The sequence below is a fragment of the Bradyrhizobium sp. T-12 genome (assembly GCF_058314695.1).
In genome coordinates this window covers 4,344,401-4,371,148 of sequence record NZ_CM177756.1, presented here as the reverse complement: position 1 = coordinate 4,371,148, position 26,748 = coordinate 4,344,401, and the positions used below count along the sequence as shown (strand labels likewise).

Here is a 26,748-nt window from a genome sequence, read left to right as displayed (position 1 = left end):
ATCGATGGATCAGCAGCCGGTGCAGATATCAGGCACGATGGCTTCCGCCGAGAATTCACGGTCCTTGCCGCCCTCGGACCTTGTTCTTGCGGGCTTGCCGCGCGGCTGGCCGCTTTGATTGCTGACAAACTGCTTAACCGCGGCGTCGGAGCTTCGCACCGCTCGCGACGAATCCGCTTCTTTCGCCTGCAGCGAAACCACCATCCCGAGTAGAGCAGCAAGTACCAATAAAGTCCGCATCTCTGGTTATCCTCCTTTCGAAGATGCTCCAATTTGCTGCGCAGAGTTTGCTCCGCAGCCGAGAAAACATCTCGGTTTGATGATCTCAGTTTTCAACGCGCGGCGAGCGATTCTGGACGCTGGGGAAGACTCTCCGGATGCGAGCCGCGAGCGATAGCGACGAGCCGGCCTTCGCCGCCAAAAATTTTCTTCCTTCCCCTTGAAAGTAGATCCCTCGCTCCTACGTGCTTTTTCGCCCGGGGGCCGTTACGGACCCGGATTTTGGACATCGCTGAACCTACCCAAGGAGGATGTGCATGCATTTCCGTCCCTTGCACGATCGCGTGCTCGTGCGACGTCTCGACGCCGAGGAGAAAACCGCCGGCGGCATCATCATTCCAGACACAGCAAAGGAGAAGCCGCAGCAGGGCGAGATTGTCGCCACTGGCCCAGGCGCACGCAACGAGCATGGCCAGCTCGTTCAACTCGACGTCAAGCCCGGTGACCGTGTCCTGTTCGGCAAGTGGTCTGGCACGGAGGTCAAGATTGACGGCGAAGAATTCCTGATCATGAAGGAGAGCGACCTTCTAGGTGTTGTCGACACGACAGCGACCGTCAAGAAGGCAGCTTAGCGCGCTGACAGTCATAGGAGGAAAGGAGAGATCAAATGGCTGCCAAGGACGTGAAGTTCGCAACCGAGGCCCGAGAGCGCATGCTGCGGGGCGTCGACACACTGGCAAACGCGGTGAAGGTCACACTCGGTCCGAAGGGGCGTAACGTCGTGATCGAGAAATCGTTCGGTGCGCCGCGCATCACCAAAGATGGCGTAACCGTCGCCAAAGAGGTCGAACTGGAGGACAAGTTCGAGAACATGGGCGCGCAGATGGTGCGCGAGGTCGCCTCAAAGACGAGCGATGCCGCCGGTGACGGCACCACAACGGCGACCGTGCTCGCTCAGGCCATCTTCAAGGAGGGCAGCAAATCCGTCGCCGCCGGCATGAACCCGATGGACCTGAAGCGGGGGATCGACCTCGCTGTCGAGGCCATCGTGACCGATCTGAAATCCCACGCCAAGAAAATCACCGCCAATGACGAAATCGCGCAGGTCGGCACAATCTCCGCCAATGGTGATACCGAGATCGGCCGCTTCCTGGCCGACGCCATGAATAAGGTCGGCAATGAGGGCGTGATTACCGTCGAGGAGGCCAAGAGCCTGCATACCGAACTCGAAGTGGTTGAGGGTATGCAGTTTGACCGCGGCTATATCTCGCCATATTTCGTCACGAACCCTGAGAAGATGCGCGTCGAACTCGAGGATCCTTACGTTCTGATTCACGAGAAGAAGCTGTCCGGCTTGCAGACCATGCTGCCGCTGTTGGAGCAGGTCGTTCAGTCCGGTAAGCCACTCCTGATCATCGCAGAGGACATCGAAGGTGAAGCGCTTGCGACATTGGTCGTCAACAGGCTGCGCGGCGGATTGAAGGTCGCGGCCGTCAAGGCGCCTGGCTTCGGCGATCGTCGCAAGGCCATGCTGGAGGACATCGCGATCCTGACCGGCGGCAATGTCATCAGCGAGGACCTCGGCATCAAGCTGGAAAACGTGACGGTGAAGATGCTCGGGCGCGCCAAGAAGGTGGTCATTGACAAGGACAATACCACCATCGTCGGAGGCGCGGGCGCCAAGAAGGATATCGAGGCGCGCGCCCAGCAAATCAGGCTTCAGATCGAGGAAACGACCTCCGACTATGATCGTGAAAAACTGCAAGAGCGCCTCGCCAAACTTGCCGGAGGCGTCGCCGTGATCCGGGTGGGTGGTGCGACGGAGGTCGAAGTCAAGGAGCGCAAAGACCGTGTCGACGATGCGATGCATGCTACCCGCGCAGCGGTGGAGGAAGGCATTCTCCCCGGCGGCGGGGTAGCGCTTCTGCGGTCTCTCAAGGCGCTTGGCGGTATCAAGACGTCAAATGCCGACCAAAAGGCCGGTATCGATATCATCCGCCGTGCAATCCAGGTGCCGGCTCGCCAAATCGTGCAGAACGCCGGCGAGGATGGTTCATTGGTCGTCGGCAAGCTTCTGGAGCACCAGAGCTACAACTGGGGCTTCAACGCGGCGACTGGCGAGTACGAGGACTTGGTGAAAGCCGGTGTGATCGATCCCGCCAAAGTCGTCCGCACCGCCTTGCAGGACGCCGCGTCGATAGCTTCGCTGCTGATCACGACCGAGGCACTGGTGGCGGAAAAGCCGAAGAAAGCTGAACCAGTTCCGGCCGCTCCCGCCATGGACTTCTGAACGAGAGAGCCCGGCCGATCAAGGCCGGGCTCCACCGATGAGAGGAGAGAAGACCGCTTCCAAAGATGGAGTGTCCCATGAACAAGTCTAATCGTCGTCGGCTCAGGATGAGGCAGGACGCGATCCATTGGTTCATGTTCTCCCTGAGCTTTGTCACCATTGCCTGGATCTGTTTTCGAACGATGGGAGGAGTATAGATGCTGAGCCATCACCATACGTTCTCCGCCCGGACGGAGACCAACCGCAATTTGCGGCGACGACTGCTCGCTCTGGTCATGGGCAGCGCAATGTCCCTGACCGCCTTCGGTGCTTACGGCATGGAAAGCCCGCGGGGAGCCGAGGCTACACAGGGTGCGTTCACTGGACTGCCACTGCCGCCAATCCCGTATCTCGACACGATGCCGTGGCTGAAGTGGCAGCCTGCGGCGGCAACGATGAAGATCGACATCTTGCTGCCGCAGACCTCCGCGCCGACGGGTATTTGGCCGCAGCCGACGCCCTATCCCGCCGGACTGGCGGCAGCTAGCTGAATGTCAGTGAGCGGCCCGCTAAGGCCGCTCACTACCTTATGCAAAGTCATCAAGAGCGAGCGACAATCATGCTTGAAGCGAATTCGGCGAGGTATTCCGTGCGCGGGAGCTCCGATGCAGCCTCAAGCACAGCAGTCGAGCTTGGCGTCCGCGACTTCCTTATCCGAGGCTGTCAGAAGGTGATCGGTCACTACGCGAGCCTGCTCTCAACCGCGAGGAGCGAGCAAGAGCGGCAGCTCAATCAAGCCCGGAGTGAGCGAGAGCAGCGAGTCATGGATGGCCTGCGCCGGGGCGCTCACCCGGATCGCCTGGCCGCGTAGTCGCTGAGCCGCTAGGCGAGGTTCGGTCAGAAAAAGTGCACAGCCTCTTGAATTCACGAGTGTCAGTTCTAGTTCGTTTCTCGACCGCGACTGCGGTGTGTCGAGCGCCAGGCAGGGCTCGGCACGAGGCGCTGGACCGGGGTGTTCGACGATAATCGAAACTCCGATCCTGCCTTGCTTCGTATCCATATTGCTCTTTGGAGGACTTGGCTATGAGGACACTTGATTTCGCACCACTTTGGCGCACCACGGTCGGCTTCGATCATCTGGCTGACCTCGTCGACGGCATGTCGCGCCAGCCGACGGAGGACAACTACCCGCCGTACAATATCGAGCGGTCCGGCGAGGACCACTATCGAATCACGCTGGCGGTGGCAGGCTTCGGTGCCAACGATATCTCGGTGACGGCTGAACAGAATGCTCTCACGATCGAGGGCAGGAAATCCGATGGTGCTGCGCGCGAGTATCTGTATCAAGGTATTTCGGCGCGACCGTTCCGGAGAGTCTTCAGTCTGGCCGACTACGTTCAGGTGAAGCAGGCATCCTTCCAGGACGGTCTCTTGGTCATTGATCTCGTTCGAGAGATTCCGGAAGCGATGAAGCCGCGCAAGATCCAGATCGGAAGTGGAGCAGCTGCTTCACCGCAGATCGAGCAGAAGAAGGCCGCTTAGTAGCCTCGATCCATGGACGGGCGATTCTCAACGGAAGTCGTTCTCTGTCCTATTTTATCTCAACATGGGTGGCGACATCGACTGCGCCGCCACCCAAATCTCGAGCACCATCCCTTGGAAAGGAGTGAATAGGGAGGCGAGCCATGACTAACGTAAAAATCGACGGCGATGGTCTTCACCCATTCTTCCACTCCGCCGCTCACTACGTTTCTCCGACGGAAGTCCTGAAGGACAAGGAGCTCTCGACGCCTGAGAAGCGGATCATCCTGTCCTCGTGGGCGTCGGACATGTACGCCGTGGAATCCTGTCCCGACCTGCGGGAGGTCCCCGGAACGGGCCACGCTGTGAAGTTGGCAGACATACTGGCAGCGTTGCGCCAACTCGACGGAGACGGCGATGACGATCCGCCCCGTGGCGGTGGCGTCCCCATGCGGCTGCGGCGGCCCTGGGCTGCCGCCGCTCAGCGCAGGGCGCTGTGATGGTCACGGAAGCCGTTCTAGCGATCGTGCTGCTTGGCCATGCCGCAGCAGCTTGGGCAATTTCGCTCCTAGCATTGGAAGGAGCGCTTCTGCTTCAGATTGACGATCCCACAAGCATGCAAGGGTGATCGGAATGTTGGGGCAGCGAACAATATTGTGGCTTCTGGTGGTGGTGCTATTCGGGGCTTCACCGGCTATAGCCCAAGTGCCGAACCTGAAGACGGGTGGTTCTGTGCCAACATTGGCGCCGGTGGTTCGACAGGTGACGCCCGCTGTTGTGAATATTTCCGTGCACGGCCGTGTCCGTGAGGACAATCCGCTTTATCGGGATCCGTTCTTTCGTGAGTTTTTCGACATTCCCAAGCAGGTCGAGAAGGAAATCAATTCGACCGGTTCGGGAGTCATCGTCGATGCCAAGCGCGGCTATGTCTTGACCAACAATCATGTTGTCGAAGGCGCTTCAGTCGTTCAGATCACGACCAAGGACGGCCGGCAGTTATCTGCGAAAGTGATCGGGCGCGACCCGCCGACTGACGTTGCAGTGCTGCAGATCCAAAACCCTGCCGGCCTTCAGGGACTGCCTTTCGGCGACAGTGATGCGCTTGAGGTCGGGGATTTCGTGCTCGCGATCGGAAATCCCTTTGGTCTCGGCCAGACCGTTACGTCCGGGCTCGTCAGTGCGCTAGGTCGCACTGGCTTGAGCAAGGACGGCTACGAAGACTTCATCCAGACCGACGCTGCGATCAATCCGGGAAATTCCGGCGGCGCATTGGTGAATCTTCGCGGCGAGTTGGTCGGCATCAACTCCGCGATCATTTCGCCGGGCGGAGGGAATGTCGGGATCGGCTTTGCAATTCCCGTGAATATGGCCCGGCTGGTTATGGAGCAGATTGTAGCTCAGGGACACGTTGAGCGTGGCCGCATTGGCGTTTCACTGCGCGAGCTCCAACCGTCGACGAACCAAGGCCGCAACGAAGGGGCAGTGATCGCGGAGGTCGCGCCAGACTCTCCGGTTGAAAAGGCCGGCTTGCGAAAGGATGATATCGTGGTCATGGCAGATGACCGTCCGATCCGCACCGCGTCACAACTTCGTAACAAAATCGGCCTTTCACGCGTCGGTCAGGATGTGAAGCTTACTATCGTGCGGGGCGGCCAAACCAGTTCCGCAGTCGTGAAGGTTGCTCCGCCCATCCAGGCAAGCAGTACATCCACTCGCCTTTCGCGCTAATGCGAACGGGTGCGAGACAATGTGGCCGGTCCACAGCCAGATCCGCAAGGTGAGCAATGCCCAGGCAGGCCCTATTGGCTCAAAGCCGGACCGTCTGCATTTTCCACCTAACTTGCTCAATCTTGTAACTCTTGTCGCCTCCTGGGGTCTCGACAGCTACGACTGCGCCTTGGGACTTGCTTATCAACGCTCGTGCGAGGGGTGAGCTGACTGAAATCTTGCCTCTGGCCGCATCGGCTTCCGGCTCGCCGACGATGTGGCAAATTCGCTCCTCGCCCGTATCCAGATCCGTCAGCGTGACCGTCGCGCCGAATTTGACGGTTTCGCCGGAGAGCTTCGAGACATCGATGACCTCTGCACGTGCAAGTTTGGTTTCCAACTCGGCTATGCGAGCCTCGTTGAGGCCTTGCTCGGTCTGCGCAGCCTGATACTCAGAATTCTCAATGAGATTGGGTTCGTCCGCGATCGCTTGCTGAATACGCTCGGCAAGATGGGGCCGCGTAATTCGTATGCGGTTGGCTAATTCGGTCTGAAGAGCGGCATAACCGGCCGCAGTCATCGGGAGGGTTGGCATCGCATTCGCTACCGGGTTTCCTAAGAGCGCTGCCGAGAGCCAAGAACGGCCGCGCTGTCGTTTGCCGGCCGCCCCGCACTCGGCGCCATTCGGCTGGCAACTATGCTGAACATCGCCTGTTCCAAGGCGCGCCTTTGCCCTTAGCGATCAACCCTGCGCTGGATGGATTGCTGCTCCATAGCGATCCCTCTTAGCGTTGGAGGAACTGACGTTCCGATCGGGAGTTTTGCGCGTATCCAGAGCGGACTCTGGCACTCTCCCGGCCGAGCGCTTCGGAGTGTCGCCTTGGCTGCATTGCGACAATGAAGATAGGGTGTCGACCAATGTACCAGCATCCCGAACTCACGCCTCCGATGATGAGCGTGGCAAGGCTCCTGACGCGAAAGCAGCACCTGATCAGCCGCCTGGAAGAAGATCCAGGTCCAAGGGAGCGCGAGGAGATCGAACGTCTTCTCGAAAAAATAGATGCCGAACTGGACGCAGTTGATAGCCCGGATAGGCTTTGAGAACCGCGGAAAGGGGGGGCATCTATGCCGAACGAGCCGGATTCCGATTTGGGCGGTGCAGCTCAAGATGAGACGGCATATCTCGAATCGCTGATCCGCGAGGACTTCGAGCGATGCCATCCCGGCGAGACTCTTGAGGATCTCAAACGGCGAGCGTCCTTTTCCAGGGAGGACAGAGGTTTGTTGCGAGATTGGATGGCGATTGCGGTAAGCCGTGCAGCGGCTGAGCGGGCCAAGAGGAGCGACTTCAACTCGGCGGCGTAGTCCCGGGCGCGTCTTCTTGAGATGAGGGATTGATTTCGATGGAGCTGCGATCGCGCCAGCGTGGCCAAGACTTGCCCAAATAAAACGACATCATGCCGCAGTTGGCAGTCACTGGATTGTCCTACCGGCTCACCAAGCCAGGCAGTTGGCTCTTGATTCCCGTCATGATGAAATTCACGGCGATTGCCGCGATGATGAGGGCCATTACACGGGTCATAATGTTGATGCCGGTTCGCCCCAGGAAGCGTTCGATCGCAGCAGCCATCCACAATGTCAAACCGATCAGCGACGTCGCGAGAACGGCTGCGGCGGCCAAGAAGGCCTTGCCAAGCCATCCTGGGTTATCGTTCGAGAGGGTGATCATGATGCTCAACTCAGCCGGCCCCACCAGCAACGGAAATGCAAATGGCGTGATGGCCAGACCATGTATGTCGACCTCGCTATAGTTCGCCTCATCTGTGCGAGGAATGAACTTTCCATAATGTGCCTGAAACATTTCGAACGCGATCACCAGAACGAGCAGTCCACCCGCGATCCGAAAGTCATCGAGCCCCACATTGAAGAAGGCCAAGATCTCCTTCCCAAACATTGCAGACCCAACGAAGAAAACAGCTACCGCTGCGCAGGCCAAAACGATGATCCGGTGGGTCTTCACCGCGCCGGCGCGCCCGGTCATTGCCAGGAAAACCGGGATGGCTCCGACCGGGTTCGTCAGGGCGTAGAGAAGCATGATAGTGCCGACAAACTGATTCAAAGCCACAGTCTTCCGAGTCCCTTTGCTTTGGCCCGCCGAGCAGGGTCGTGCTCAGAGATGCTTCGTGGGAGCCGGGTAACTCCAACCTCCCGTCCGGGTTCCGGCCCGCGGCAGTTCCAGCGGCTTGACAGAACGTGGGAAATTCGTACGAAAATACGCTTCAGGAAGATGTTTGCAGTCATGGTGCCTGCTCAAGGGCCTTGGCCCTGTCTTCGCGAAAACCACGCCAATCACATCCAGCCATGCCGGCCGGGCGGAGCGACGCCTGCTGGCTAGCGCGCGCTTGGGCAAATCGGAAGACAAATGAACATTCCTGAAGGCAGCACCAAAACGCAGGCAATGTCTACGGGCATCGCCGGCTTCGATGGCATTCTCGATGGCGGATACGCATCGCACCGCGTGCACTTGATCGAGGGCCAGCCGGGAACCGGCAAGACCACCCTGGCCCTGCAGTTTCTTCTCGACGGCGTCTCCAGGGGGGAGCGCCGTCTGTACATCACGCTCTCCGAAAGCAAGGACGAACTGCGGCAAGTAGCCGAAACCCACGGCTGGGATCTCGATGGGATCGAGATTTTTGAGCTCGTCCCGGCGGAACTCAGCCTCGACCCGAAGCAGCAACAGACCGTCGTCTATGCCTCTGACCTTGAGCTTGGCGAAACGACGAAAATGACCTTCGACGAGGTGAGGCGGGTTGCACCGAAGCGGGTCGTTTTCGATAGCCTCTCCGAAATTAGGCTCCTGGCGCAAAATCCGCTGCGATACCGCCGGCAGGTCATTGCTCTGAAGCACTTCCTAGCCCAGGAGGGCTGCACCGGGTTGTTTCTGGACGACCTTACCGATCAGGCCGACGATCTCAATCTGCACAGTCTCGTCCATGGCGTCGTCAGGCTTGAGCATAATGCGCTGCAATATGGTGCGGAGCGCCGCAGGCTGCGCATCTTCAAGATGAGGGGGCGCAGCTTCCGCGGTGGCTTCCATGATTTCGTCATCCGCAAGGGCGGAATAGTTCTGTTCCCGCGTCTGATTGCGTCCGAGCACGTCGACGGCATGCCTCCCGCAGAACCGCTTCTGAGCGGGATCAGCGAGCTGGATCAACTGCTGGGTAGTGGTCTGGACCGCGGCACGAGTACCCTGCTCATGGGGCCGTCCGGCTCCGGCAAATCATCCATCGCCATGCAGTTCGTCATGGCGGCGCTCGCTCGTGGTGAGCGCGCTCTCTTTGTGACCTTTGATGAGACCAAAGCAATCCTGATGAAACGTGCAGCCGGCATGGGCTGGTACTTGGATCAGCCGATCGCATCGGGGCAGTTGGTGCTCGAGCAAGTCGATCCCGCAGAGCTTTCCCCCGGAGAACTCACTGGGATGGTTCGCCGGCGGGTCGAGACGGACAATGTCCGGGTCGTGGTGCTGGACAGCTTGAGCGGATATCAAAACGCCATGCCTGCCGAGCAATTCATGCTGCTCCTCATGCACGAAATGCTGACCTATCTGAACCACCGCGGTGTCGTGACCATCCTGACCCTTGCGCAGCACGGCCTTGTCGGGTCGATGCAATCAAGCGTCGACCTCACCTATCTGAGCGACGCGGTCTTGCTGTTGCGCTTCTTCGAAGCTGCTGGAAAAATCCGCCGCGCGATCTCGGTCCTGAAGAAACGCACCGGACGCCACGAAGACGAGATTAGAGAGTACCGGCTAGATAACCGTGGTATTCGCGTCGGGCCGCCGCTGGCGGAATTCCAGGGCGTCTTGTCGGGGTCCCCGATCTACACCGGCCAGCACGGCGCGCTACTTACGGCAGCTACCAATGGACGGTCGTGAGAAGGGCCAAAGCGGCCCGGTACTCGTCCTGGCGCCGTTTGGCCGTGACGCCAGGGTGGTTTGTTCGGCTCTGCGCGACGTCGGCATTCAGGCGCTAGAGCAGTCGAGTCTTTCCGAACTGGTGTCCAGCTTGAGTGATGCTGCCGCCGCCGTCATTGCAGAGGAAGCGCTCGTTCACGAGCATCGTGGCGCCTTGGCCGATTGGATCGCCAATCAGCCGCCATGGTCGGATTTTCCTTTCGTGCTGCTAACGCTGAGAACCGGCAACAATGGCTCGGCTCTTACCGAACTCATCGATCTGCTTGGACACGTCACGGTCCTCGAGCGACCATTGGCCGCCACCTCTCTCAAGAGCGCGGTGCTCGCAGCAGTGCGCGGTCGCAGGCGGCAGCGACAGGCTGAACAGTATCTGAGGCAATTGAAGCAGCTGGCCGACACGCTCGAGCGGCGTGTTGAAGAGCGGACACAGCAGCTCTCGGAAGCGAACAGGCGGCTGAGAGACGAAATGGTGGAACGAGAGCGCACTGAAGTCGCGCTGCGTCAGGCACAGAAAATGGAGGCAGTCGGGCAATTGACAGGCGGGATTGCACACGACTTCAACAATCTCTTGATGGCGATCATCGGCAATCTTGAGCTGATTGCCCGCCGAGTGGAGGACGAACGCATTCAGCGGTATGTCCGGAACGCGATGCATGGAGCGCAGCGCGGGGCCAAGCTCGTCGGACAGCTGCTGACATTCTCCCGTAAGCAGCGTCTCGCGCCGGAGCCGGTGGACGTCAATCAGCTCGTGGGCACCGTTGCAGAAATGTTGTCCAGAACCTTGGGCGCCTCTATTCGGGTTGACGTAGTCACACACAAGGACCTTTGGCCTGCATTGGTCGACGCGACGCAACTGGAGCTGATGTTGCTCAACCTCGCGATCAACGCGCGGGACGCGATGCCCGAGGGTGGCCTTCTTACGATAGAGACAGACGTTCTCCACGGCGTCCCGGAGGATCTGCAGACTGAGCTCAAGCCAGGTGAGTATGTCTCGATCGCAGTGAAAGACACCGGCACCGGAATGCCTCCGGAAGTCCTGGCCCGAGCCTTCGATCCATTCTTCACGACCAAGGAGCCCGGTAAAGGAACGGGACTCGGATTGTCGCAGGTCTACGGATTTGCCCGCCAGTCCGGCGGGACCGCGAAAATTGACAGTCAGGTTGGGCGGGGAACGGTTGTGCGGATCCTCTTGCCCCGATCGACCGATGTACTTGTGGGACGCGAAGATCGGCAATTGAGTACTCCACCTGTAGGCGCAAGGGAGCACATCCTTGTTGTGGACGATGACGCCAGCGTGCTCGAAACGACCCGGAGCATGCTTGACGATCTCGGGTACCAGGCGATCGCGGCTGACAATCTGGATGCTGCGCTGGCAACCCTTTCGCATCAAGCCATCGATTTGGCGCTTATCGACCTCGCGATGCCTGGCGTCTCAGGGCTGGACGTCGGGCTTGAACTTCAACGGCAGCAGCCCGGCCTGCCCGTCGTGTACTGCAGCGGCTATCCAGATCTCATCGAAGAAACCGGCAAACGTATGAACGGCAGTATGCTCCTCAGCAAGCCGTTTTCCTCGCGGGAACTCTCAGCCAAGATCGAAGCGATGCTACACACAAAAGCCAGCCAATAGTCTACTCAAGCCGGGCGCATGCGAACGCAACTTAGCTCCGCTCGCTCTCAGTCGAGACCGGTCCGCACCATCGCGCGAGCCAACTCAAGTTCGCTGATCGCTTGGCGCAGCGATCGACGGGCTCCGTCCTTATCCCCATTCGCACAGGCCACTTTCAATTCCTTGATGTGCTGAGCCGCGATCTCCGCATGTGCAACGACATCCGAAGCGCCTGCAAAACTCGATTTCCGCTTTGTGTCCATGGTCGGGCACATCCCCCGGGACGGTTGCTCTAGTAGAAGCACGACGGGAGCGGAGGCCGCTCCCGTCGAGTTTGTCATTTCGAGTTGATCGCGATACGCTTCACCTTGGAGTCTGCTTGCGGCAGCTTTGGCATGGTGACAGTCAGCACTCCGTTCTTGAACGCAGCAGAAATCTTGTCCTGGTCTACGTCTTCGATCGGGATGCGGCGTTCAAATCTGCCGTAATACCGCTCGCTGAACCGGCGATCCTTGTCTTCCGTCTCAGTCTTCTTCTCTCCCTTGATCGAGAGAACGCCATGAGCGAGTTCGATCTGGACGTCTTTCTCCTCGAGACCTGGCAATTCCGCCGTGACCTTCACGTCCTTGTCGGTCTCGTTGACCTCGATGCTCGGCCAATTCATCGACTGCTCGAGAAAGCTGCCGCCAAATGGCGCGACATCGAAGCCGCGGAAGACGTCGTCGAATAGTCGGTTCATCTCCCGGTGCAGGGTTAGAACCGGATTGTAGTTTTCGGAGCGACGGGTGGTCAGATCACGACCGCGGCCCCAGGGGATCAGATCAGTGATAGCCATAGAGCTTCTCCTTTTCTTTTGTTCCTAAGCTTCGCGACGCGGCGAAGCCACGCCGCTAAAGTCAATTGCGAGCAGGCGGTGTTATGCCGCTTGCTTGTTCTCACCTTGCTGGTGATCATCACGTGTGCCGATCGCAATCTGGCCCGGCTTCATCGCCTCGGGAACCTCCCGAACCAGATCGATCTTGAGCATGCCATCCTCGAACGAGGCGCCCTTCACTTGCACGTACTCGGCCAGATTGAAGGTCCGTCGGAACGGGCGCGAAGAGATGCCTTGATAGAGATATTGATGGCTGCCCTTTTCGGCTTTGCGACCCTCGACAGTCAGCGTGTTCTGCTCGGCCGTGATGGAGACCTCGTGAGGGGTGAAGCCGGCAAGAGCCAGCGAGATTTGGTAGTGGTCCTCACCGACACGTTCGATGTCGTAGGGCGGGTAATTGTCCCCGCCGGTCCATCGGCCGGAGTCGTCCTCGAGAAGGTCAAACAGACGATCGAACCCGATCGTCGATCGCCACAGGGGGGCAAGATCAAGCGTGGTCATAGCCATATCCTCCATTGAGCAACATGGATAAGAGCACCCCGGACACCTGCCGGGTGCCCGCTGACCGGGCCCTGTACCAGGCGCCCGATCCTGCCGTGCAATCGCTGCGCGGCTACCCATGAAATTAGAAGCGGGTCGTATCGTTTCAAGGCCTTCCAGGACTTGCGAAAATTGTAGTGTCGCACCCATGTCTTTGTTGGGTCCGGCTGAGACGAATCTGGAAGGGGTTCCTGTCGTCCTGCTGCGCCTCGGCCGGTCCCTCGAAGCTTACCTGAGGTGAGACTGACCATGGCCCAAGCAGCCCCCGACGTTGTGATCGAGACAGCGCTTCTGGAATCCTTTCCTGCGAGTGATCCGCCGTGCTTCGCCGCGCTCGGTGTCAACATCGGATCTCCTAGCCGGCTTGGGATCTCGCGCGCGGGCCCCTTGAGCTTAGTCCCGGGCGCTCGGCTGCGGAGCGGGCCGGGCGGAAGATAACCGCCGCTGGTCGCGGACAGCCATTCTCAAGGCGGCGTCGCTCCATGATAGCAGTGGATGGTGCCCTCGCGGAACGGGTGATGCCTTCTGAGGTTCATAGCGCTGCCGCGCGCCGGCATGGCCATGCTGGCGGCGCCCAGGCCTGATGTTGGACGAGTAATGTCCCGAATTGGAAATGCGGAGGACCGAATGAAGATCGCGCAGATTGCCCCGCTATTCGAGAGCGTGCCGCCCCGGCTCTATGGCGGTACTGAGCGGGCCGTGCACTACCTGACGGAAGAATTGGTCAGACAGGGTCACAAGATCACCCTGTTCGCGAGCGGGGACTCCATCACTTCCGCCGAGCTCGTTCCCTGCACGCCGCGGGCCCTGCGCCTCGACCCGGATGTTGCAAATTCCACCCCGCATCAAATGGTGCTGCTCGACAAGGTGCGGGAGCGCTCTGTGGAGTTCGACGTCCTCCACTTCCACGTCGACTACTTGCACTTTCCGCTGTTTCGGACCGAGGCGGGACGGACATTAACGACCCTCCACGGGCGGCAGGACCTGCCAGACCACCTGCCGTTCTATGCCCATTTTCCTGAGATGCCGTTGGTGTCGATCTCCAACGCGCAGCGCGCGCCCCTGCCGCGAGCCAATTTCATCTCAACTGTATACCACGGGCTGCCGCTCGATCTGCACAAGCCGGCCTATGACCCGCGCGATAACTATCTCGCCTTCCTCGGGCGAATTTCACCCGAGAAGCGGCCAGACCGCGCCATCGCAATCGCGCGTGCAGCAGGACTGCCGTTGAAGATTGCCGCGAAGATCGATCATGCCGATGAGGTCTACTTCCGCGATACCATTGCGCCGTTGCTCGACGGCCCGGGGGTGGAGTTCATCGGCGAAATCAATGAGAGCGAAAAAACGGAATTTCTGGGAAACGCCGCAGCACTGCTGTTTCCGATCGATTGGCCAGAGCCGTTTGGTCTCGTCATGATCGAGGCCATGGCATGCGGCACACCCGTCTTGGCGTTCCGCGGAGGATCGGTCGCCGAGATCGTGGAAGAGGGCATCACCGGATCCATCGTCGAAAGCGCAGACGAAGCCGTACAGAGAATGCCAAAAGTGCTTTCGCTGGATCGAAAGGCCGTCCGCGCCCGCTTCGAGGAGCGGTTCTCCGCAACGCGCATGGCAGCCGAGTACGTGAAGCTTTACCAGAAAATGCTGCGAATGCGTGCATCCGAGCATCATCTGTTGAGTATGGTTGGGCATTCGGCCCCCCATTCTCATGCGAGAGCCGCAGTTGCAAATGACGTTAATTGAGGACGCCAACGGGGCAGATCTGTTGCAGCTGTTGCCGAGCGTTTGTTCTAAGCTACAGAGGCTCTACGAGTGCGCACGCTACCGGTCGCCGACTTAGTTGCAGCGGCTCTGGAGCCTGCGGTTGAAGGTGCCTATGCGCAAAGCAGCAATATCGATTGCTCGTTCACGTAGTGAGCCCACTTGCTTCAAAAAGATTCCGCAAAAAACATTGAGTGCGCGTTCGACCCCATCGCAGGTTGCTTCGGGCCGCCAGAAGGCGCCAACGTGGAGAAGGCCGTGCCGTTCCCGAACGCCTGCGATCGGGCCGATGAAGTTCTCATTCGGCGGACGCCATCCACGACTTGATCGGCGAGCTGATGTTTTCCTCGTCCATCGATTCGGCGATCGTGCATACCGCGCTCAGCGCGCTGGTGTTATTCGGCGCCCAATGTGACCCGCATCGGCTCTGAAGCTTAACCCGCCCCGCGTCGGCGCTATTGCACGATCATCAGAATGCCCATTCCTAGCGGGGTCCGATGTTTCCTTCCTGTCTCGCGCCTCGACTTTCGTCTAACGACTTCGTGCCCCGTCTACGAGTATCAGCACGACGAGACCCGTGCCGAGGCGATCTCCGAATAGGGTCGGCCCTGCCTTGGACGCTCTGCGAAGCCCCCGACAGGCCAAAATATTTCAGATAGCATGTCACAGACCGAACGCCTGCATCGTCGTAGACGCGAAAGCCCATGGCGGCCAGTTAGCGTATTGGAACCGCTCGCCTAGGCTTTCCGCTTGGACCGAACGTAGGAGGAGAGGTATGTTGCGTTGGCTTTTGAAGCGGCAGATCGCTGCCTTTGAACGCAAGTGGAACTACGACGCCAGCTATATGCGCGAGCTCATCGACATCGATCCGTGGGCGATGTTGGCATTCGGCAAGCTTCAGGCGCTAGGCCGCTATCGCGGCGGCGCCCCGGTCAACGCCTATACCGCTGCCGGCTTGGTCGCAGTCATGGCGGAGGACTGCGGACCCTGCACGCAACTCGGCATCATCATGGCCGAGAAGGAGGGGGTCGACCCGAAGGTGCTGCGTGCCATCGTCACCCGTGATTTCGCGGCCATGCCGCCGGAAGCGGTCCTAGCTACCCGCTTTGCAGAGGCGACCTTGCGGCACGCGCCGGAAGCCGACGAGTTGCGCGAAGAGGTCGTGCGGAACTTCGGAAGACGAGCGCTGGTCGCTCTCTCTTTCGCCATCCTCTCAGGCCGGATGTATCCGACGATCAAATATGCACTCGGTCATGGCCGGACTTGCACGCGTTTGGAGATCGGCGGCGAAACAGTTCCTGTAATGCGAGACGTGACGCCGCCTAGACGGGCATCGGCCGCATGACAACCCGCGACCACGGTGCCGCGGCTCTCGAGACGCTTCGGCGCGCGCTGACGAAGCTTGCCTACCGCATGCTCGCGTTGCGCGCCGAGGCCGAGGATGACGTGCAGGATGCCTATCTGCGGTGGCACGCCATCGACCGTACCGAGGTCAAGGAACCCTATCGCTATCTTGCGACAGTCGTGACGCGGTTTTGCCTGGACCGCATGAAGTCGGCGCGAGCACGATGCGAGTCGTAGTATATCGGCCAGTGGCGGCAAACGCGCTGCAGCTCTCAATCCCATTCGAGGCGGACAGAATACTGCGTTTTCTCCACGGTCTCGCCCGCAAGAATCCGGCCCTTGCCGCCATCACGGCGCGGGATGCTATGGTCAATGGCTCCCCCGGATTTGTGATGCGCGAGAGCGACGGGTCGATCGACACCATGGCCATCGAACACAGCGACGGCAAGATCGTCGCCATTTACCTGACCCGAAACCCTGACAAAGTTGCAGCACGTTCAATTCTGCCCCCCGGATCGCACCTGATACGGTGGGCACAGAATTGTCGGAGTTGGAAACTGGCTACTGTTGCGTCTAGGAGACTACGCTTGAGCTTGAGGTCGAGCTTTTGAAGGAGAGGCTTCTGAAGCCACGGCGGATCGATATGTCGGACCGGCGAGCAATGGGTGATGATCCGCTCGCATGACCAGCCCGTGGCGCACTCCTCGAGTTGCTGCCCAAGCCACTGATGTCGGCGATCATTGTCGAATCTAGGATGCCACGCTTGCAGCACGAACCGTGTCGTATCAAAGGAATTGCGTGCGCCGCGCGGTTCAGGACAGCCAGGACCATTTGGTGGCCGGCAAGCCGCTTTATACCGTGCTGACGGCGCCGACCTGATCGTCCACGCCGAGGGGCACCGCGACCGCATGATGGATTGGAGCGAGAGTTTAAGTCTTTCATACGGTTAGAAGGCGACGTGTGCACGACGTGTGCACCGGCAGATCAAAGAAAATCCTGCGAAGCCAATGTCAGCAGTCCTTCTATGGGAAGGTGGGACCCTTCGGTTGGCGCTTTGGAAGACAGAAATTTCCGGGGTCTGGGGACAGGAGAGTAGGGACGGGCTGACTCAGTTGTCGGAGATGAAGATCGTCACTCCCTCATTGCGCAGCTTGACCCGTCCACCTCGCAACGGAGCAGTTGAATCGGGGGACTCCTCCGCCATCAATCGTACGATTTGGTACGCCAGTTTACGATCCTCCACGATTTCGCACTTCTGGTGGTGCCGCTTAGAACTCCATGTACGAGCATTCGCCAACAGATTAGCAGCTGTTAGCGCAAAAGGGACAACTGGACCACGAGAGCTCGCAAGCAGCCGCATTTCTCGGGGGCTCAGCTGTCGCTTTGTTTGGTATGTCAGCCGATCGCTGCCACGGCGGTGGTCGCAATTAGAATAACAGTCACAGCCGCTCCTGAAACATAGAGAATGGTTCTGATGCTGCCGCCTTTGGCAGCTTTGCCGCCGCGCAAATAGACCACAACGTGTATCAGACGAATCGCAACGTAGATCCATACGAGCGTCGCAAGTGTGCCGGGTCTGACTCCTACCATCATGGCCAGAACGGCTGGGACCACAAAAGGTGGCAGCGCCTCCACCGCGTTCATGTGCACGCGATCAATCCGGTACAACAAGTTTTCGTCGTCGGCCGGCAGGACAGGTCCGGAGAGGACGCCCGCCCTGCCTTTGGACGATCCCGAATGAATCGCCAGCAAAATGGATATGAGGCAGAGGAGAAGTACTCCGATAACACTCAACGAATAAGTTGCCATGAGGGCCTCCGCAATTACGATAGGGACGCAGGGAGAAGGCGAGCATCAAGCCTCACCGGCGATCCGCTGGCGGTACCTTTTCAGATAGAGGGGCCAACCCTGATCGCCCTTGACGCCTTCGCGGACGCCTTCCCAACCTTCGCCATGGCGTTCGAGGTGACGATGCTCAAGCTCCAGGCGGGTCCGGTTTTGCGTCTCGGCGATGAACCGCACCTCCCACTCACTGGTCTTGTCGGGATTGGTCTCGAGTTGCCAGCGTGGGCTGATGTCCCAACTCAGAAGCACACGATTAGGCGGCTCGAAAGCCAACACACGCGCCCAGCGGCACTCGCTGCCATCGATACCACGATCATAAACGTGACCGCCCACACGTGGCTCGAATACCGTCTCTGCTATGGGAACAGAAAGCAGATTGTGCTCGCGTGGTTTGAAGCTGCCGAAGTCTTCAGTGAAAACCTTGAACGCACGCTCGATAGGGACATCAACCACGATTGATTGTTTGATGGGTGCGGCCGATATGTGTCTGCTCATGCTAGTCCTCTCGTGATTTCTCGACAGCTACCTTGTAAGCCGCCAACGTGTTGCTCCAGAACCGGTCGAGCCAGGCGCGCATCTGGCCGAGCCCGGCCGGGTCAATGTGATAAACGTTGCTGGCACCTTTCGGCTCGGCACGAACCAGACGGGATTCGCGCAGAACCTTGAGGTGCTGGGAGACGGCTGACTGGGAGACCGTTAGTTCTCGAGTGATTTCAGCGACAGTGCGAGGCCGCGTTCCCACGAGTTCGAATATTCGCCTTCGCGTGGGATCCCCCAGGGCGGCAAGCTGCGCACTATCTTTGACCATGGCTAAGCTCTGACGCCTGCAGTCTGGGGAGGGGGACCTTGTCCGCCCGCCAAACCGCATACAAGGAGATAATAAGTTGGGACTAATGATTAGCATAGACTAATTATCTGGTCAAAGGGGCTGAATTGCACGCGCCAACAGCCTTGGGTCGATGGTCCCTCCTTTCACTGTAGGATTGGTGCTGACAGAGCGCGCTTTTGGGTTCGCTGCCTGACAAAATTTTGCGCGGGCGTGTCACAGCACCTGCGTCCACCTCGTCAGTGTTTTTGATGGATAAGACGGGTCAACAGCGGTCGAGGGAGAGCATTCGGTGAGGGCATCCTCACCGGGTTGTTCCCCTTTGTTGGTCGGGCGGTTCCCTTGTCGCGATCGTTTCGTCCATCGAGGAAGTTAGCTCGAGTTGTACCAGCGCGGAGATGCCCCAATGACGGACGATCGCGTGACCATCGTCGTAGAAGAGAGTGTTGCTGACGTGCGCATGAATCGTCCCGAAAAGATGAATGCTCTGGATCCCTCCATGTTCATGGCCCTCGCAGAGGCGGGTGAGCGGCTCAGTCGCGACAGAACAGTTCGAGCAGTCGTGCTGTCCGGCGAAGGCCGTGCCTTCTGCGCCGGTCTGGATGTCGAACGGCTCGATGCAATTTCTCGAGGCGAAAGCTTGCTGCCGTTTGCGGATCTTACTCAAGCGTCCCACGGCATCGCTAGTTGGGCTCAACATGTCGTCTGGTTATGGCGGCAGCTTCCCGTGCCGGTGATCGCGGCGGTTCATGGCCTGGCGTTCGGTGGCGGCTTCCAGATCGCTCTCGGTGCGGATATTCGTTACGTGGCGCCGGGAACCAAACTGGCGGTGCTCGAGTCGAAGTGGGGCTTGGTGCCCGACATGTCGGGCACGCAACTGATGCGTCACCTTGCTGCGGAAGATGTCGTCAGGGAGCTGACCTATACCGGTCGAATCTTCAGTCCTGAAGAGGCTGTTTCTTACAGGCTCGTCACGCGTGTGGTCGATAATCCCCACGCGGCCGCTATGAAGACCGCACGTGAAATCGCCACCCGGAGCCCGTTCGCAATCCGCGCCGCGAAGCGGCTCCTGAACGAAGCCGTTACTTGTGATGCAGGCGCGGGTCTTGCGAGCGAGAGACGGGAGCAACACGCCCTGATCGGCTCGCCGGATCACATCGAGGCTGTTGCTGCGAATCTGGCTGTTCGGCCGGCGAAATTTGCCGATCCCGAAGAGTTGCTCGCCTCACGCGGTTCTTCACCCGGCAAATAGATCATGTCGCGCGATCGTGCCCAGAACCGACGGTCTGGTCAGTTTCGCCGCCGAATGTCATCCGCCGAAGCTCGTAGATGACGATGAACGAAAGCAGAGCGGCAAGGCGGCGTACTTGAACAGTCAGTATGCAGGAAGAGGTGACTGTAATGGAATCGACAATCAATGTCGCTGTCGTCTATCACAGCGGCTTCGGCCACACGAAAAAACAAGCGGAAGCAGTACGAGACGGAGCTGCGGAAGTGCGGGGTGTCAACGCACTGCTCATGGACGTAATCGAAGCCGCAGCAGCGGTGGATCGACCTTGAGGTGTGCGAAGCCATCATATTCGGTGCGCCGACCTATATGGGAAGTGCGTCGGCGGAATTTAAGGCGTTTCAGGAAGCCACGTCCCGGCCGGTCCTGGCCAAGGGCTTCGCCTGGTCCGGAAAGCTTGCTGCAGGTTTTACCAATTCTGGAGCCCGTTCCGGAGACAAGCTCTCGACTCTTGTACAGCTATCGCTATTTGCCGCCCAGCATGGGATGCATTGGATCAATCTGGGGCTTCCTCCCGCCAACAACTCATCTCAGGGATCCGACGAAGAGCGGAACCGGCTTGGAATCTGGCTTGGAGCAGGAGCCCAATCCAACGTGGATCAGGGTCCGGATCTGGCTCCGCCCCGATCAGACTTGGACACGGCCAGGTTCCTTGGCCGGCGGGTGGCCGAAACGGCCTGGCAATTGGCCAGGGGAAGATCGATCCCCGAACGGGCTGGATCCCGGCACGATATCCGTTAACACCCTGCAATCGAGCTTCGCTGGCAAAGATGACGGCGTTGCCGGAGGGAGAAGGGAAGCGGCTCCTGGCAATCCGCATGAGCCTGGAACGTTTTGCAAAGCAGCCCTGTTTTTCCAGGCAATGCACATGTCACGATCGATGCCGTCGGTCGTCTCTTTGTCATTAGACAGTCAAGGAGGCCGCCAAATGAAACCCCGCATCAATCTTGCAAGCCCGAATGAGGGGATTGAGGCTATGCGCGCCGCCAATCAATGGGCGGCGAGCCTTCTCGATCCGAAGCTGATCGCACTGGTTAAGGTGAGAGCTTCCCAGATCAACGGGTGCAATTTCTGTCTGCACATGCACAGCGGCGAGGCGCTCAAGCACGGCGAGAGTCCTACCCGGCTTCTCCTGCTGGACGCCTGGTGCGAGTCGGCGCTGTTCTCGGACCTGGAGCGGGCGGCGCTTGCGTTGCACGGAGAGCTTGACGCGGATTGCAGAAACTCACGCGCCCGATGAAGTTGTTCGAAGAAGTGCAGCGATGCTTCTCCCAGGACGAGATCATCGCGCTCTCCGTTGCAATCGCGCTCATCAATGCCTTCAACCGCCTTGCCATAGGAGCGCGCGCTCACCATCCAGACGAACCCCAAGCCAACTGAGTTTCAGCTCGATCACTTCCTCGGGAGTGCACCATGACGGACCCCTTACAGGAGCAAAGCTCGCCTGAAGAGAGCGGGCGCAGGGCGGCAGACCAGTTCGAAAAGCACCGTCGCTATTTGACCGGTTTGGCGTACCGGATGCTTGGCTCGTTGACTGAAGCCGAGGATGCTGTGCAGGAAGCCTACCTTCGATGGCACGGTACCGACAGGGCGAGGGTCGAGTCGCCGCGAGCGTTCCTGGCAAAGGTCGTCACTCGCATCTGTCTTGATCAGATGAAATCCGCCCGCGTAAAGCGTGAGACCTATGTCGGCCCATGGTTGCCGGAGCCCGTGCTGGATGCCGAGACCTTGGGCGCGGGGACGGCGAGCGACTATGCCTCCGATTTGTCCATCGGATTGATGTTGGCCCTGGAACGGCTTTCACCCCTCGAGCGGGCCGCCTTTCTGTTGCATGACGTCTTTGATGTCGAGTTCGAGGAGGTTGCCCGGCTGCTCGGACGCAATCAGGTAACGTGCCGGCAACTCGCCGCGCGAGCGCGTGCGCACATCCGGGAGTCGCGACCACGATTCGAGGTTGAACCTGACAAAGGAAATGAAATCCTCGAGGCGTTCATGACGGCCTATCGGACCGGCAACGTCGATGGCCTGGCGAATATCCTCTCAAACGACGCCGTGCTGTACACGGACGGTGGCGGCAAGCGACGAGCCGCTCTCAATCCGATCGTCGGACGCCCCAGGATCATTGCGCTTTTCGCCGGTCTGGCGCGCAAGCGCGTGCAACCTGTTGTCGACCTGCGTCCTGCGATGATCAACGGGCTCCCTGGATGCGTGGCAACTTTAGCAAATGGAGAACTTCTCACCATCGCCCTCGAGATCGTGACCGGCAGGATCGGCAGGGTTTACGTCGTTCGGAATCCGGACAAGCTGACGCATGTTGCCAACAGTAAAGGGCCCCACGATGCCTGAGGGTGCCAACGGCCAAGGGAGATATGGGACCGACCTGCTTCGAATCACGACCGTTATCTCGGTTGCCATCTACCTCATCCCGGAAGGCGCCCACTTCTTTGAAATGTTCAACAAATTGAAGATGTCGTCGGTCGACTACATGACGATGCAAAGGGCTTATGATGGCTGGGCCTTCTTTGGTGTCGCGATCGTCATCGCGGTTGGCTGCACGCTCGGCCACGCCATCGCTATGTGGGACATTCCCGTCGCGCGCTGGCTTTCGCTGGGAGCGCTTGCCTTACTCATTGGTGCCCAGGTCATCTTCTGGTGCTTTATCTATCCGATGAACGCCCTCACACGGAATTGGACCGAAATACCGGCAAATCTCGGCGTGGCCCGCCTGCAATGGGAATATGGGCACGCGGCGAGTGCGACGCTGACATTGTTGGCGTTGGTGCTGGCGCTGTGCGCAGTCCTGTCGGGAGTCCGGGGGAGCAGTCAACCCACGAGGAAAGTCTGACGAATGCAGGCTCGATCGTCCTCACAGCGGATCCAGATGAGCAATTTGCACTCGCTGCTCCTCCTCATCACGGCAGGGCTGGGGACTGCCGCGTTTATCGCCCTGGCCATTCTGGGGCGCGGTGGGCTGCGCCCGTTCTTTTCCCATGCACCCCTCACCGTGCTGACAGTGGTCACGGTCGTGCTGACGATCGCATCCATGTTCACCGCCGGCAATTTAAGCCCTGGCGTGCGTGAGGATCGGTCAAACCGCTGGGTCCTTGCCGTTTTCGCGGCCTTCGGCATTCTGATCGGCTGGCTACCGGCTCTCACGGACCGATTGGACTGGGGTACGATTGATGGCGACACAACGCGCTGGTGTGGCGTGGTTATCTATACGATGGGCGGAGTGCTGAGACTGTGGCCCGTATTCGTCCTTGGGAATCGCTTCAGTGGACTTGTCGCGATCCAGCCAGAACACCGTCTCGTCACCACCGGGCCCTATCGCTGGATCCGTCATCCAAGTTATCTCGGCATGCTTCTATGTGTCCTGGGCTGGGCCCTTGCCTTCCGCTCACTTGCGGGCGTGTTGCTGGCAGCGGCGACAGTCGTGCCGGTGATCGCGCGGATGGATGCCGAAGAAGCCCTGCTGATCGGCGCGTTTGGTGAGCAATACCGGACCTATCGAGTTCGCACGGCCCGACTGTTGCCGGGCATCTACTAATCGAAGACCGTTGCGAACCCCGTCACATCAACGACAAGGAGTGCGTTATGGAGCTAGTGTCCCCCGACCGTGTCCTGCGGCTTGACCCTGTTTTCGGATCCATGGGGCTTGAGGCCGCTCGCAGCATCTGGTCGCTGTCGCAGCTCTCAATGCGTGAAAAGGCGTGCCTGCTTATTGCTGGAGATGTTGCGGTGCACGAGCTTGGTCTCCCGTTCGAGCTGCATGTAGCCATGGCCTTGAGCAAGGCCGAGATGTGTGTTGAAGACCTGCGCGAGCTGTTGCGTCATGTGGCGCCAGCGGCCGGTCTCAATCCGGTCTCGCGGGCATTCGAGCGACTGGCGGAGGTGGTTGCAGAACTCGGCCATAGCCCCGACAGCCATGCAGCACGCCGTCCATCGCCTCATCCCGCAACGCCATACCCGGCACATGCTCTTGAAGCACTCAGATCTGCCGATCCCAAGCTTGCCCTTGCAATCGAAAAACAATCGTCTGAGCTTTGGGCACGACCCGGCCTGGACCACCGCGAGCGCCTGTTTGCCAGTTTTGCGATCGATGTTGTGAGCGGAACTCTCGGACAGGCCTTTGCAGCGCACGTTTGTATGGCGCTTCGGGCAGGCATCACAGCAGCCGAGATGCACGAGGCTTTGCGTGTGCTCGCCGAGTACTCGACGGTGAGAGCCTGGCAAGGGACGATTGCTCTTGAAAGTGAGTTGCGATCCGCTCCAAGGTCTCAGGGCGGCCTGGTGGCCCCCGGAGAGGGGAGCTGCGCGCCTCGCACTGTAGCGAGCAAGGTCGAGGTCGAGAAGTACGACAGGTCAGTTCTCAGCGAGGCGGACGCGAGCGGCCTTGCCATAGTCGAGACACGCCTGGTGGAAAAGTTTATCGGCGGTATCGTCGGCGAAGGGAGGGCCACGCACTTGAGGCTCGAACGTCCCGACGGCACGGGCACCTTGATCTGCTATGAGCGCATCGCAGGCTCAATCGGGGGCCTGAAGGGATCATTTCTGCTAAAGGCCGAGGGGGCCATGGAGCGGGGCCCGGTCGTGCGCGGCCGTTGGGAGATCGTGGGCGGTTCGGGAACAGGAGAGCTCGAACGACTGAATGGCTATGCGGAGTTCTCGGCTGAGCGGGACGAGAGCTCTCCCACGGGATGGCGTGCCAGCACGTCCTTGACATACTGGCTCGAGACCTCACTCACCGTTTAATGCTTCTGGAAGCACGGCGATGCTTCAATCGATAGCCGACAATATCTGGATAGCGGATGGGGCGGACGTGAGCTTCCACGGATTTCCGTATCCCACCCGCATGGTGATCGTCAGACTTTCGGGTGGTGACCTCTGGATCTGGTCACCGATCGACCTCAACGAGGAGCTGCGCGGGAAACTGATCAGCCTCGGTCCCGTGCACCATCTCGTCAGCCCGAACAAGCTTCACCACCTCTTCCTGTCACGTTGGCACGAATGCTTCCCACAGGCCCATCTGTGGGGGCCGGCATCGATCATTGGCAAGCGACCCGACCTGACCTTCGAACGCGGCCTGACAGATGAACCGCCGGCCGCCTGGAGCCGTGACATCGATCAAGCCTGGTTTCGCGGCTCGCCGCTGCTGGACGAGGTCGCATTCTTCCATAGAGCATCCGGTACGGCGATTTTCGGCGACCTCGTCCAGGCCTTTGGCGAGGATTATCTCAGGACCAAATGGAAGCCATGGCAACGATGCTTGGCGCGTCTGTCGGGCATCACTGCACTTACCGGTGCGCATGCGCCGCTGGACCTCCGTCTATCATTTCTCGACCGCCGTTTGGCGCGCAAAGCGCGTGCGACGGTGTTGAACTGGCAGCCAGAGCGCGTCGTGATGGCACACGGGCAGTGGCAGCGCAGTGGCGGATCTGTGTTCCTCGCGCAATCCCTTTCTTGGATGGGTTGAGGTGATCCTGTTACCTGCAATGCCGCCCGTTGTGAGTAGATGGTCATGACCGCCGCCACTGGTCGCATGAATAATGGTTGCGGATACAACGACCAATATATCGGTGCGATGCCCGAGGAGATGAAAAGAAGAGCCCGACCAAGCCGTTTTCGGAGGCCGCCACCCATACAAGCCAAGGCCGCCTCAGGTGGCGGCCTCTTTATGGCCTGGAATCTGGATCCCGGCGGAACTCGACTTTGAAAGCGTCCGTAAGTTATCGCGACCCGTCGATCGCATATCGTTTGACGATATCGATGGTCGAGCTTGCAAGCAAAGCTTCAGTCCCGCCATTAGCTGGTGGATAGATGAGCTTGGTATTGATTTTTCGCTTCAGGGCCTTGCCTTCAGTTCCAGTCAGCTCAACTCGTCGATCCCAGCCCTGTGTCCTGATCGCGCCCCATCGACCGAGGTCCAGACAGGTGACATAGTTAAGTTGAGAATACGGCACAGCGGTCATCCCAAGCAGGTCCCGCGCGGCGTTCTCGCCGGCAACCCGTCCAATCTGCAGCGCGTGTTGGCAGGATTGCAGAGCCCGGTGTCCATCTCCAGTGTCGGCCGCCGCAGCGTCGCCTGCGACGAATACTTCCGGCGCGGCGGGAGCCCGGAGCTCTGCGTCGACGACGATCCGGCCGAGCTCATCTCGCTCGCCGGGAACATTACCCGTGAAGGGCGAGGCTCTCATGCCCGTCGCGAGCACGACGGCATCCGCTGAAAGAGCGCTGCCGTCCGCGAAGCTTACACGGTTTGAGGCCAGCGCCGTGATTGTCGCGCCAAGTCGGAGCTCGATACGCGCAGACTGCAAGGCACGCTCGATCTCCGAACGCGGCCCAGGCCCAAGCTCTGGTCCGACCACGTCCGAGCGGTCGACCAAGACAATATGCATCAGTTCAGCAGCCTCGGCTGCGCCGTGCGCCACGAATCGGTCGCGCAGCTCGAGCGAAAGTTCGATGCCCGTAAAGCCCGCACCAACGACGACGAGGGTGGGGTCTTTCTTGTCGCGGGCGAGCTCGTTCAGACGCCGATCGAAAGCGATTGCTTCTGCTTGAGTGTCGACGGAATAAGCCTCTGCGGCGCCAGGCACTGGCGGACGACACATTCGACTGCCTGTGGCGACAATCAGGCGATCGTAGGTGAGGCAGGTGGCGTCATCGAGCGATACGATCTTCGCAGTCGTGTCCAGCCCGACCGCCTCTCCACGAACGAAGTTCACGTCGACCTTGTCCAGGTACGGAAGAACATCGACCGCGAGAGTGTCTGGCCTGGCTTCGTACAGTCGCGGCCTTATTTCCAGCCTTGGCTCTCTCGAAACAACAGTGATATCCGCTGCCGATTTCGCAACTCGCCGGGCTGCCATCGCGGCCCAAAAGCCGGCAAAACCTCCGCCAATGACAAGAATATTCCTCGACATGCTCGTTCCCTTTCTGACCTTGGTCGGGCATTTCTCAAGGCAGGACGATTTA

Annotated in this window: 31 protein-coding genes and 1 pseudogene; 22 read left to right on the top strand and 10 right to left on the bottom strand. The window is 59.6% G+C overall.

Annotation, left to right across the window (positions count from 1 at the left end; genetic code table 11):
- Window positions 1–9: 9 nt before the first annotated feature.
- Window positions 10–240: a hypothetical protein gene (locus tag AC0WRY_RS20725; protein WP_194402631.1), complete on the bottom strand. Its 231-nt coding sequence runs from the start codon at window positions 238–240 to the stop codon at window positions 10–12.
- Between the two features lie 296 nt (window positions 241–536).
- Here AC0WRY_RS20725 and groES point away from each other — a divergent pair, with 296 nt between their 5' ends.
- The 6 genes from groES to AC0WRY_RS20695 all read left to right on the top strand — a co-directional run bounded on the left by groES (window position 537) and on the right by AC0WRY_RS20695 (window position 5,737).
- Window positions 537–851: a co-chaperone GroES gene (groES, locus tag AC0WRY_RS20720; protein ID WP_194402630.1), complete on the top strand. Its 315-nt coding sequence runs from the start codon at window positions 537–539 to the stop codon at window positions 849–851.
- A gap of 35 nt (window positions 852–886) precedes the next feature.
- Window positions 887–2,509 carry a chaperonin GroEL gene (groL, locus tag AC0WRY_RS20715; protein ID WP_194402629.1) on the top strand — a complete coding sequence of 541 codons (1,623 nt, stop codon included), beginning with the start codon at window positions 887–889 and terminating at the stop codon, window positions 2,507–2,509.
- Between the two features lie 197 nt (window positions 2,510–2,706).
- On the top strand, window positions 2,707–3,039 hold the full coding sequence (locus AC0WRY_RS20710; protein ID WP_194402628.1) for a hypothetical protein: 333 nt from the start codon (window positions 2,707–2,709) through the stop codon (window positions 3,037–3,039).
- Between the two features lie 532 nt (window positions 3,040–3,571).
- Window positions 3,572–4,030 (top strand): Hsp20 family protein, encoded by a 459-nt coding sequence (locus AC0WRY_RS20705; RefSeq protein WP_194402627.1) that lies wholly within the window; start codon window positions 3,572–3,574, stop codon window positions 4,028–4,030.
- A 143-nt stretch (window positions 4,031–4,173) separates the two neighbouring features.
- Window positions 4,174–4,509, top strand: a complete 336-nt coding sequence (locus AC0WRY_RS20700; protein WP_194402626.1) for a hypothetical protein — start codon at window positions 4,174–4,176, stop codon at window positions 4,507–4,509.
- Window positions 4,510–4,642: 133 nt separating this feature from the next.
- Window positions 4,643–5,737: a trypsin-like peptidase domain-containing protein gene (locus tag AC0WRY_RS20695; protein ID WP_491120725.1), complete on the top strand. Its 1,095-nt coding sequence runs from the start codon at window positions 4,643–4,645 to the stop codon at window positions 5,735–5,737.
- Window positions 5,738–5,816: 79 nt separating this feature from the next.
- On the opposite strand, the gene greA is transcribed toward AC0WRY_RS20695, so the two are convergent.
- Window positions 5,817–6,311, bottom strand: a complete 495-nt coding sequence (greA, locus tag AC0WRY_RS20690; protein WP_491120723.1) for a transcription elongation factor GreA — start codon at window positions 6,309–6,311, stop codon at window positions 5,817–5,819.
- A gap of 323 nt (window positions 6,312–6,634) precedes the next feature.
- Here greA and AC0WRY_RS20685 point away from each other — a divergent pair, with 323 nt between their 5' ends.
- Window positions 6,635–6,817, top strand: a complete 183-nt coding sequence (locus AC0WRY_RS20685) for a hypothetical protein (protein WP_194408506.1) — start codon at window positions 6,635–6,637, stop codon at window positions 6,815–6,817.
- 24 nt (window positions 6,818–6,841) lie between these two features.
- Window positions 6,842–7,081 (top strand): hypothetical protein, encoded by a 240-nt coding sequence (locus AC0WRY_RS20680; protein ID WP_194402623.1) that lies wholly within the window; start codon window positions 6,842–6,844, stop codon window positions 7,079–7,081.
- 121 nt (window positions 7,082–7,202) lie between these two features.
- Here AC0WRY_RS20680 and AC0WRY_RS20675 read toward each other — a convergent pair whose 3' ends face one another.
- Window positions 7,203–7,841, bottom strand: a complete 639-nt coding sequence (locus tag AC0WRY_RS20675) for a MarC family protein (protein ID WP_246776282.1) — start codon at window positions 7,839–7,841, stop codon at window positions 7,203–7,205.
- A gap of 297 nt (window positions 7,842–8,138) precedes the next feature.
- Here AC0WRY_RS20675 and AC0WRY_RS20670 point away from each other — a divergent pair, with 297 nt between their 5' ends.
- Together AC0WRY_RS20670 and AC0WRY_RS20665 are read left to right on the top strand one after the other, a co-directional pair.
- Entirely contained in the window at window positions 8,139–9,653 is a 1,515-nt protein-coding gene (locus tag AC0WRY_RS20670) for an ATPase domain-containing protein (RefSeq protein ID WP_194402622.1), read from the top strand.
- Entirely contained in the window at window positions 9,640–11,319 is a 1,680-nt protein-coding gene (locus AC0WRY_RS20665; protein ID WP_194402621.1) for an ATP-binding protein, read from the top strand. The genes AC0WRY_RS20670 and AC0WRY_RS20665 overlap by 14 nt, the downstream gene beginning before the upstream one ends.
- A gap of 47 nt (window positions 11,320–11,366) precedes the next feature.
- On the opposite strand, the gene AC0WRY_RS20660 is transcribed toward AC0WRY_RS20665, so the two are convergent.
- From AC0WRY_RS20660 to AC0WRY_RS20650, 3 genes are all read right to left on the bottom strand, one after another.
- Window positions 11,367–11,561, bottom strand: coding sequence for a hypothetical protein (locus AC0WRY_RS20660; protein ID WP_027562110.1), 195 nt, complete (start codon window positions 11,559–11,561; stop codon window positions 11,367–11,369).
- A gap of 74 nt (window positions 11,562–11,635) precedes the next feature.
- Window positions 11,636–12,133 carry an Hsp20/alpha crystallin family protein gene (locus tag AC0WRY_RS20655; protein ID WP_194402620.1) on the bottom strand — a complete coding sequence of 166 codons (498 nt, stop codon included), beginning with the start codon at window positions 12,131–12,133 and terminating at the stop codon, window positions 11,636–11,638.
- Between the two features lie 81 nt (window positions 12,134–12,214).
- A complete protein-coding gene (locus AC0WRY_RS20650) occupies window positions 12,215–12,673 on the bottom strand; it encodes an Hsp20 family protein (protein ID WP_491120718.1) in 459 nt (152 codons plus the stop codon).
- Between the two features lie 666 nt (window positions 12,674–13,339).
- Between AC0WRY_RS20650 and AC0WRY_RS20645 the strand changes: the two genes are divergently transcribed.
- The 3 genes from AC0WRY_RS20645 (at window position 13,340) to AC0WRY_RS20635 (ending at window position 16,054) form a co-directional block, all read left to right on the top strand.
- Window positions 13,340–14,455 carry a glycosyltransferase family 4 protein gene (locus AC0WRY_RS20645; protein WP_194402618.1) on the top strand — a complete coding sequence of 372 codons (1,116 nt, stop codon included), beginning with the start codon at window positions 13,340–13,342 and terminating at the stop codon, window positions 14,453–14,455.
- Between the two features lie 793 nt (window positions 14,456–15,248).
- The gene (locus tag AC0WRY_RS20640; protein WP_194402617.1) at window positions 15,249–15,818 is read left to right on the top strand and encodes a hypothetical protein; all 570 of its coding nucleotides are present in this window, start codon (window positions 15,249–15,251) and stop codon (window positions 15,816–15,818) included.
- On the top strand, window positions 15,815–16,054 hold the full coding sequence (locus tag AC0WRY_RS20635; RefSeq protein WP_246776281.1) for a sigma factor: 240 nt from the start codon (window positions 15,815–15,817) through the stop codon (window positions 16,052–16,054). The genes AC0WRY_RS20640 and AC0WRY_RS20635 overlap by 4 nt, the downstream gene beginning before the upstream one ends.
- Window positions 16,055–17,212: 1,158 nt before the next feature.
- On the opposite strand, the gene AC0WRY_RS20630 is transcribed toward AC0WRY_RS20635, so the two are convergent.
- The 3 genes from AC0WRY_RS20630 to AC0WRY_RS20620 are packed head-to-tail and all read right to left on the bottom strand — an operon-like array spanning window position 17,213 to window position 18,470.
- Window positions 17,213–17,626 (bottom strand): MAPEG family protein, encoded by a 414-nt coding sequence (locus AC0WRY_RS20630; protein ID WP_194402616.1) that lies wholly within the window; start codon window positions 17,624–17,626, stop codon window positions 17,213–17,215.
- A gap of 45 nt (window positions 17,627–17,671) precedes the next feature.
- Window positions 17,672–18,157 carry an SRPBCC family protein gene (locus AC0WRY_RS20625; RefSeq protein ID WP_194402615.1) on the bottom strand — a complete coding sequence of 162 codons (486 nt, stop codon included), beginning with the start codon at window positions 18,155–18,157 and terminating at the stop codon, window positions 17,672–17,674.
- A gap of 1 nt (window position 18,158) precedes the next feature.
- Complete coding sequence (locus AC0WRY_RS20620) at window positions 18,159–18,470, bottom strand: ArsR/SmtB family transcription factor (protein ID WP_194402614.1); 312 nt, start codon at window positions 18,468–18,470, stop codon at window positions 18,159–18,161.
- 424 nt (window positions 18,471–18,894) lie between these two features.
- On the opposite strand from AC0WRY_RS20620, the gene AC0WRY_RS20615 reads away from it, so the two are divergent.
- From AC0WRY_RS20615 to AC0WRY_RS20575, 9 genes and pseudogenes are all read left to right on the top strand, one after another.
- The gene (locus tag AC0WRY_RS20615) at window positions 18,895–19,740 is read left to right on the top strand and encodes a crotonase/enoyl-CoA hydratase family protein (RefSeq protein ID WP_194402613.1); all 846 of its coding nucleotides are present in this window, start codon (window positions 18,895–18,897) and stop codon (window positions 19,738–19,740) included.
- Window positions 19,741–19,889: 149 nt separating this feature from the next.
- Window positions 19,890–20,048, top strand: coding sequence for a hypothetical protein (locus tag AC0WRY_RS20610; RefSeq protein ID WP_371746100.1), 159 nt, complete (start codon window positions 19,890–19,892; stop codon window positions 20,046–20,048).
- A 37-nt stretch (window positions 20,049–20,085) separates the two neighbouring features.
- The gene (locus AC0WRY_RS20605) at window positions 20,086–20,517 is read left to right on the top strand and encodes a flavodoxin family protein (protein ID WP_371746365.1); all 432 of its coding nucleotides are present in this window, start codon (window positions 20,086–20,088) and stop codon (window positions 20,515–20,517) included.
- Window positions 20,518–20,704: 187 nt separating this feature from the next.
- Window positions 20,705–21,156: pseudogene (locus tag AC0WRY_RS20600) on the top strand (carboxymuconolactone decarboxylase family protein).
- Between the two features lie 33 nt (window positions 21,157–21,189).
- Window positions 21,190–22,122 carry a sigma-70 family RNA polymerase sigma factor gene (locus AC0WRY_RS20595; protein ID WP_194402612.1) on the top strand — a complete coding sequence of 311 codons (933 nt, stop codon included), beginning with the start codon at window positions 21,190–21,192 and terminating at the stop codon, window positions 22,120–22,122.
- Window positions 22,115–22,621: a hypothetical protein gene (locus tag AC0WRY_RS20590; protein WP_194402611.1), complete on the top strand. Its 507-nt coding sequence runs from the start codon at window positions 22,115–22,117 to the stop codon at window positions 22,619–22,621. Before AC0WRY_RS20595 ends, AC0WRY_RS20590 begins: the two co-directional genes overlap by 8 nt.
- A 36-nt stretch (window positions 22,622–22,657) precedes the next feature.
- Window positions 22,658–23,323, top strand: a complete 666-nt coding sequence (locus AC0WRY_RS20585) for a methyltransferase family protein (protein ID WP_194402610.1) — start codon at window positions 22,658–22,660, stop codon at window positions 23,321–23,323.
- A gap of 47 nt (window positions 23,324–23,370) precedes the next feature.
- Window positions 23,371–24,528, top strand: a complete 1,158-nt coding sequence (locus AC0WRY_RS20580) for a DUF3224 domain-containing protein (protein ID WP_194402609.1) — start codon at window positions 23,371–23,373, stop codon at window positions 24,526–24,528.
- Between the two features lie 19 nt (window positions 24,529–24,547).
- Entirely contained in the window at window positions 24,548–25,249 is a 702-nt protein-coding gene (locus tag AC0WRY_RS20575; RefSeq protein ID WP_194402608.1) for a DUF4336 domain-containing protein, read from the top strand.
- Window positions 25,250–25,502: 253 nt separating this feature from the next.
- On the opposite strand, the gene AC0WRY_RS20570 is transcribed toward AC0WRY_RS20575, so the two are convergent.
- A complete protein-coding gene (locus tag AC0WRY_RS20570) occupies window positions 25,503–26,696 on the bottom strand; it encodes an NAD(P)/FAD-dependent oxidoreductase (RefSeq protein ID WP_194402607.1) in 1,194 nt (397 codons plus the stop codon).
- Between the last annotated feature and the right edge of the window lie 52 nt (window positions 26,697–26,748).

Coding starts and splice junctions, on each gene's coding strand:
- AC0WRY_RS20725 (WP_194402631.1), bottom strand. CDS start 240: ATGCGGACTTTATTGGTACTTGCTGCTCTACTCGGGATGGTGGTTTCG.
- groES (WP_194402630.1), top strand. CDS start 537: ATGCATTTCCGTCCCTTGCACGATCGCGTGCTCGTGCGACGTCTCGAC.
- groL (WP_194402629.1), top strand. CDS start 887: ATGGCTGCCAAGGACGTGAAGTTCGCAACCGAGGCCCGAGAGCGCATG.
- AC0WRY_RS20710 (WP_194402628.1), top strand. CDS start 2,707: ATGCTGAGCCATCACCATACGTTCTCCGCCCGGACGGAGACCAACCGC.
- AC0WRY_RS20705 (WP_194402627.1), top strand. CDS start 3,572: ATGAGGACACTTGATTTCGCACCACTTTGGCGCACCACGGTCGGCTTC.
- AC0WRY_RS20700 (WP_194402626.1), top strand. CDS start 4,174: ATGACTAACGTAAAAATCGACGGCGATGGTCTTCACCCATTCTTCCAC.
- AC0WRY_RS20695 (WP_491120725.1), top strand. CDS start 4,643: ATGTTGGGGCAGCGAACAATATTGTGGCTTCTGGTGGTGGTGCTATTC.
- greA (WP_491120723.1), bottom strand. CDS start 6,311: ATGCCAACCCTCCCGATGACTGCGGCCGGTTATGCCGCTCTTCAGACC.
- AC0WRY_RS20685 (WP_194408506.1), top strand. CDS start 6,635: ATGTACCAGCATCCCGAACTCACGCCTCCGATGATGAGCGTGGCAAGG.
- AC0WRY_RS20680 (WP_194402623.1), top strand. CDS start 6,842: ATGCCGAACGAGCCGGATTCCGATTTGGGCGGTGCAGCTCAAGATGAG.
- AC0WRY_RS20670 (WP_194402622.1), top strand. CDS start 8,139: ATGAACATTCCTGAAGGCAGCACCAAAACGCAGGCAATGTCTACGGGC.
- AC0WRY_RS20665 (WP_194402621.1), top strand. CDS start 9,640: ATGGACGGTCGTGAGAAGGGCCAAAGCGGCCCGGTACTCGTCCTGGCG.
- AC0WRY_RS20660 (WP_027562110.1), bottom strand. CDS start 11,561: ATGGACACAAAGCGGAAATCGAGTTTTGCAGGCGCTTCGGATGTCGTT.
- AC0WRY_RS20655 (WP_194402620.1), bottom strand. CDS start 12,133: ATGGCTATCACTGATCTGATCCCCTGGGGCCGCGGTCGTGATCTGACC.
- AC0WRY_RS20650 (WP_491120718.1), bottom strand. CDS start 12,673: ATGACCACGCTTGATCTTGCCCCCCTGTGGCGATCGACGATCGGGTTC.
- AC0WRY_RS20645 (WP_194402618.1), top strand. CDS start 13,340: ATGAAGATCGCGCAGATTGCCCCGCTATTCGAGAGCGTGCCGCCCCGG.
- AC0WRY_RS20640 (WP_194402617.1), top strand. CDS start 15,249: ATGTTGCGTTGGCTTTTGAAGCGGCAGATCGCTGCCTTTGAACGCAAG.
- AC0WRY_RS20635 (WP_246776281.1), top strand. CDS start 15,815: ATGACAACCCGCGACCACGGTGCCGCGGCTCTCGAGACGCTTCGGCGC.
- AC0WRY_RS20630 (WP_194402616.1), bottom strand. CDS start 17,626: ATGGCAACTTATTCGTTGAGTGTTATCGGAGTACTTCTCCTCTGCCTC.
- AC0WRY_RS20625 (WP_194402615.1), bottom strand. CDS start 18,157: ATGAGCAGACACATATCGGCCGCACCCATCAAACAATCAATCGTGGTT.
- AC0WRY_RS20620 (WP_194402614.1), bottom strand. CDS start 18,470: ATGGTCAAAGATAGTGCGCAGCTTGCCGCCCTGGGGGATCCCACGCGA.
- AC0WRY_RS20615 (WP_194402613.1), top strand. CDS start 18,895: ATGACGGACGATCGCGTGACCATCGTCGTAGAAGAGAGTGTTGCTGAC.
- AC0WRY_RS20610 (WP_371746100.1), top strand. CDS start 19,890: ATGGAATCGACAATCAATGTCGCTGTCGTCTATCACAGCGGCTTCGGC.
- AC0WRY_RS20605 (WP_371746365.1), top strand. CDS start 20,086: ATGGGAAGTGCGTCGGCGGAATTTAAGGCGTTTCAGGAAGCCACGTCC.
- AC0WRY_RS20595 (WP_194402612.1), top strand. CDS start 21,190: ATGACGGACCCCTTACAGGAGCAAAGCTCGCCTGAAGAGAGCGGGCGC.
- AC0WRY_RS20590 (WP_194402611.1), top strand. CDS start 22,115: ATGCCTGAGGGTGCCAACGGCCAAGGGAGATATGGGACCGACCTGCTT.
- AC0WRY_RS20585 (WP_194402610.1), top strand. CDS start 22,658: ATGAGCAATTTGCACTCGCTGCTCCTCCTCATCACGGCAGGGCTGGGG.
- AC0WRY_RS20580 (WP_194402609.1), top strand. CDS start 23,371: ATGGAGCTAGTGTCCCCCGACCGTGTCCTGCGGCTTGACCCTGTTTTC.
- AC0WRY_RS20575 (WP_194402608.1), top strand. CDS start 24,548: ATGCTTCAATCGATAGCCGACAATATCTGGATAGCGGATGGGGCGGAC.
- AC0WRY_RS20570 (WP_194402607.1), bottom strand. CDS start 26,696: ATGTCGAGGAATATTCTTGTCATTGGCGGAGGTTTTGCCGGCTTTTGG.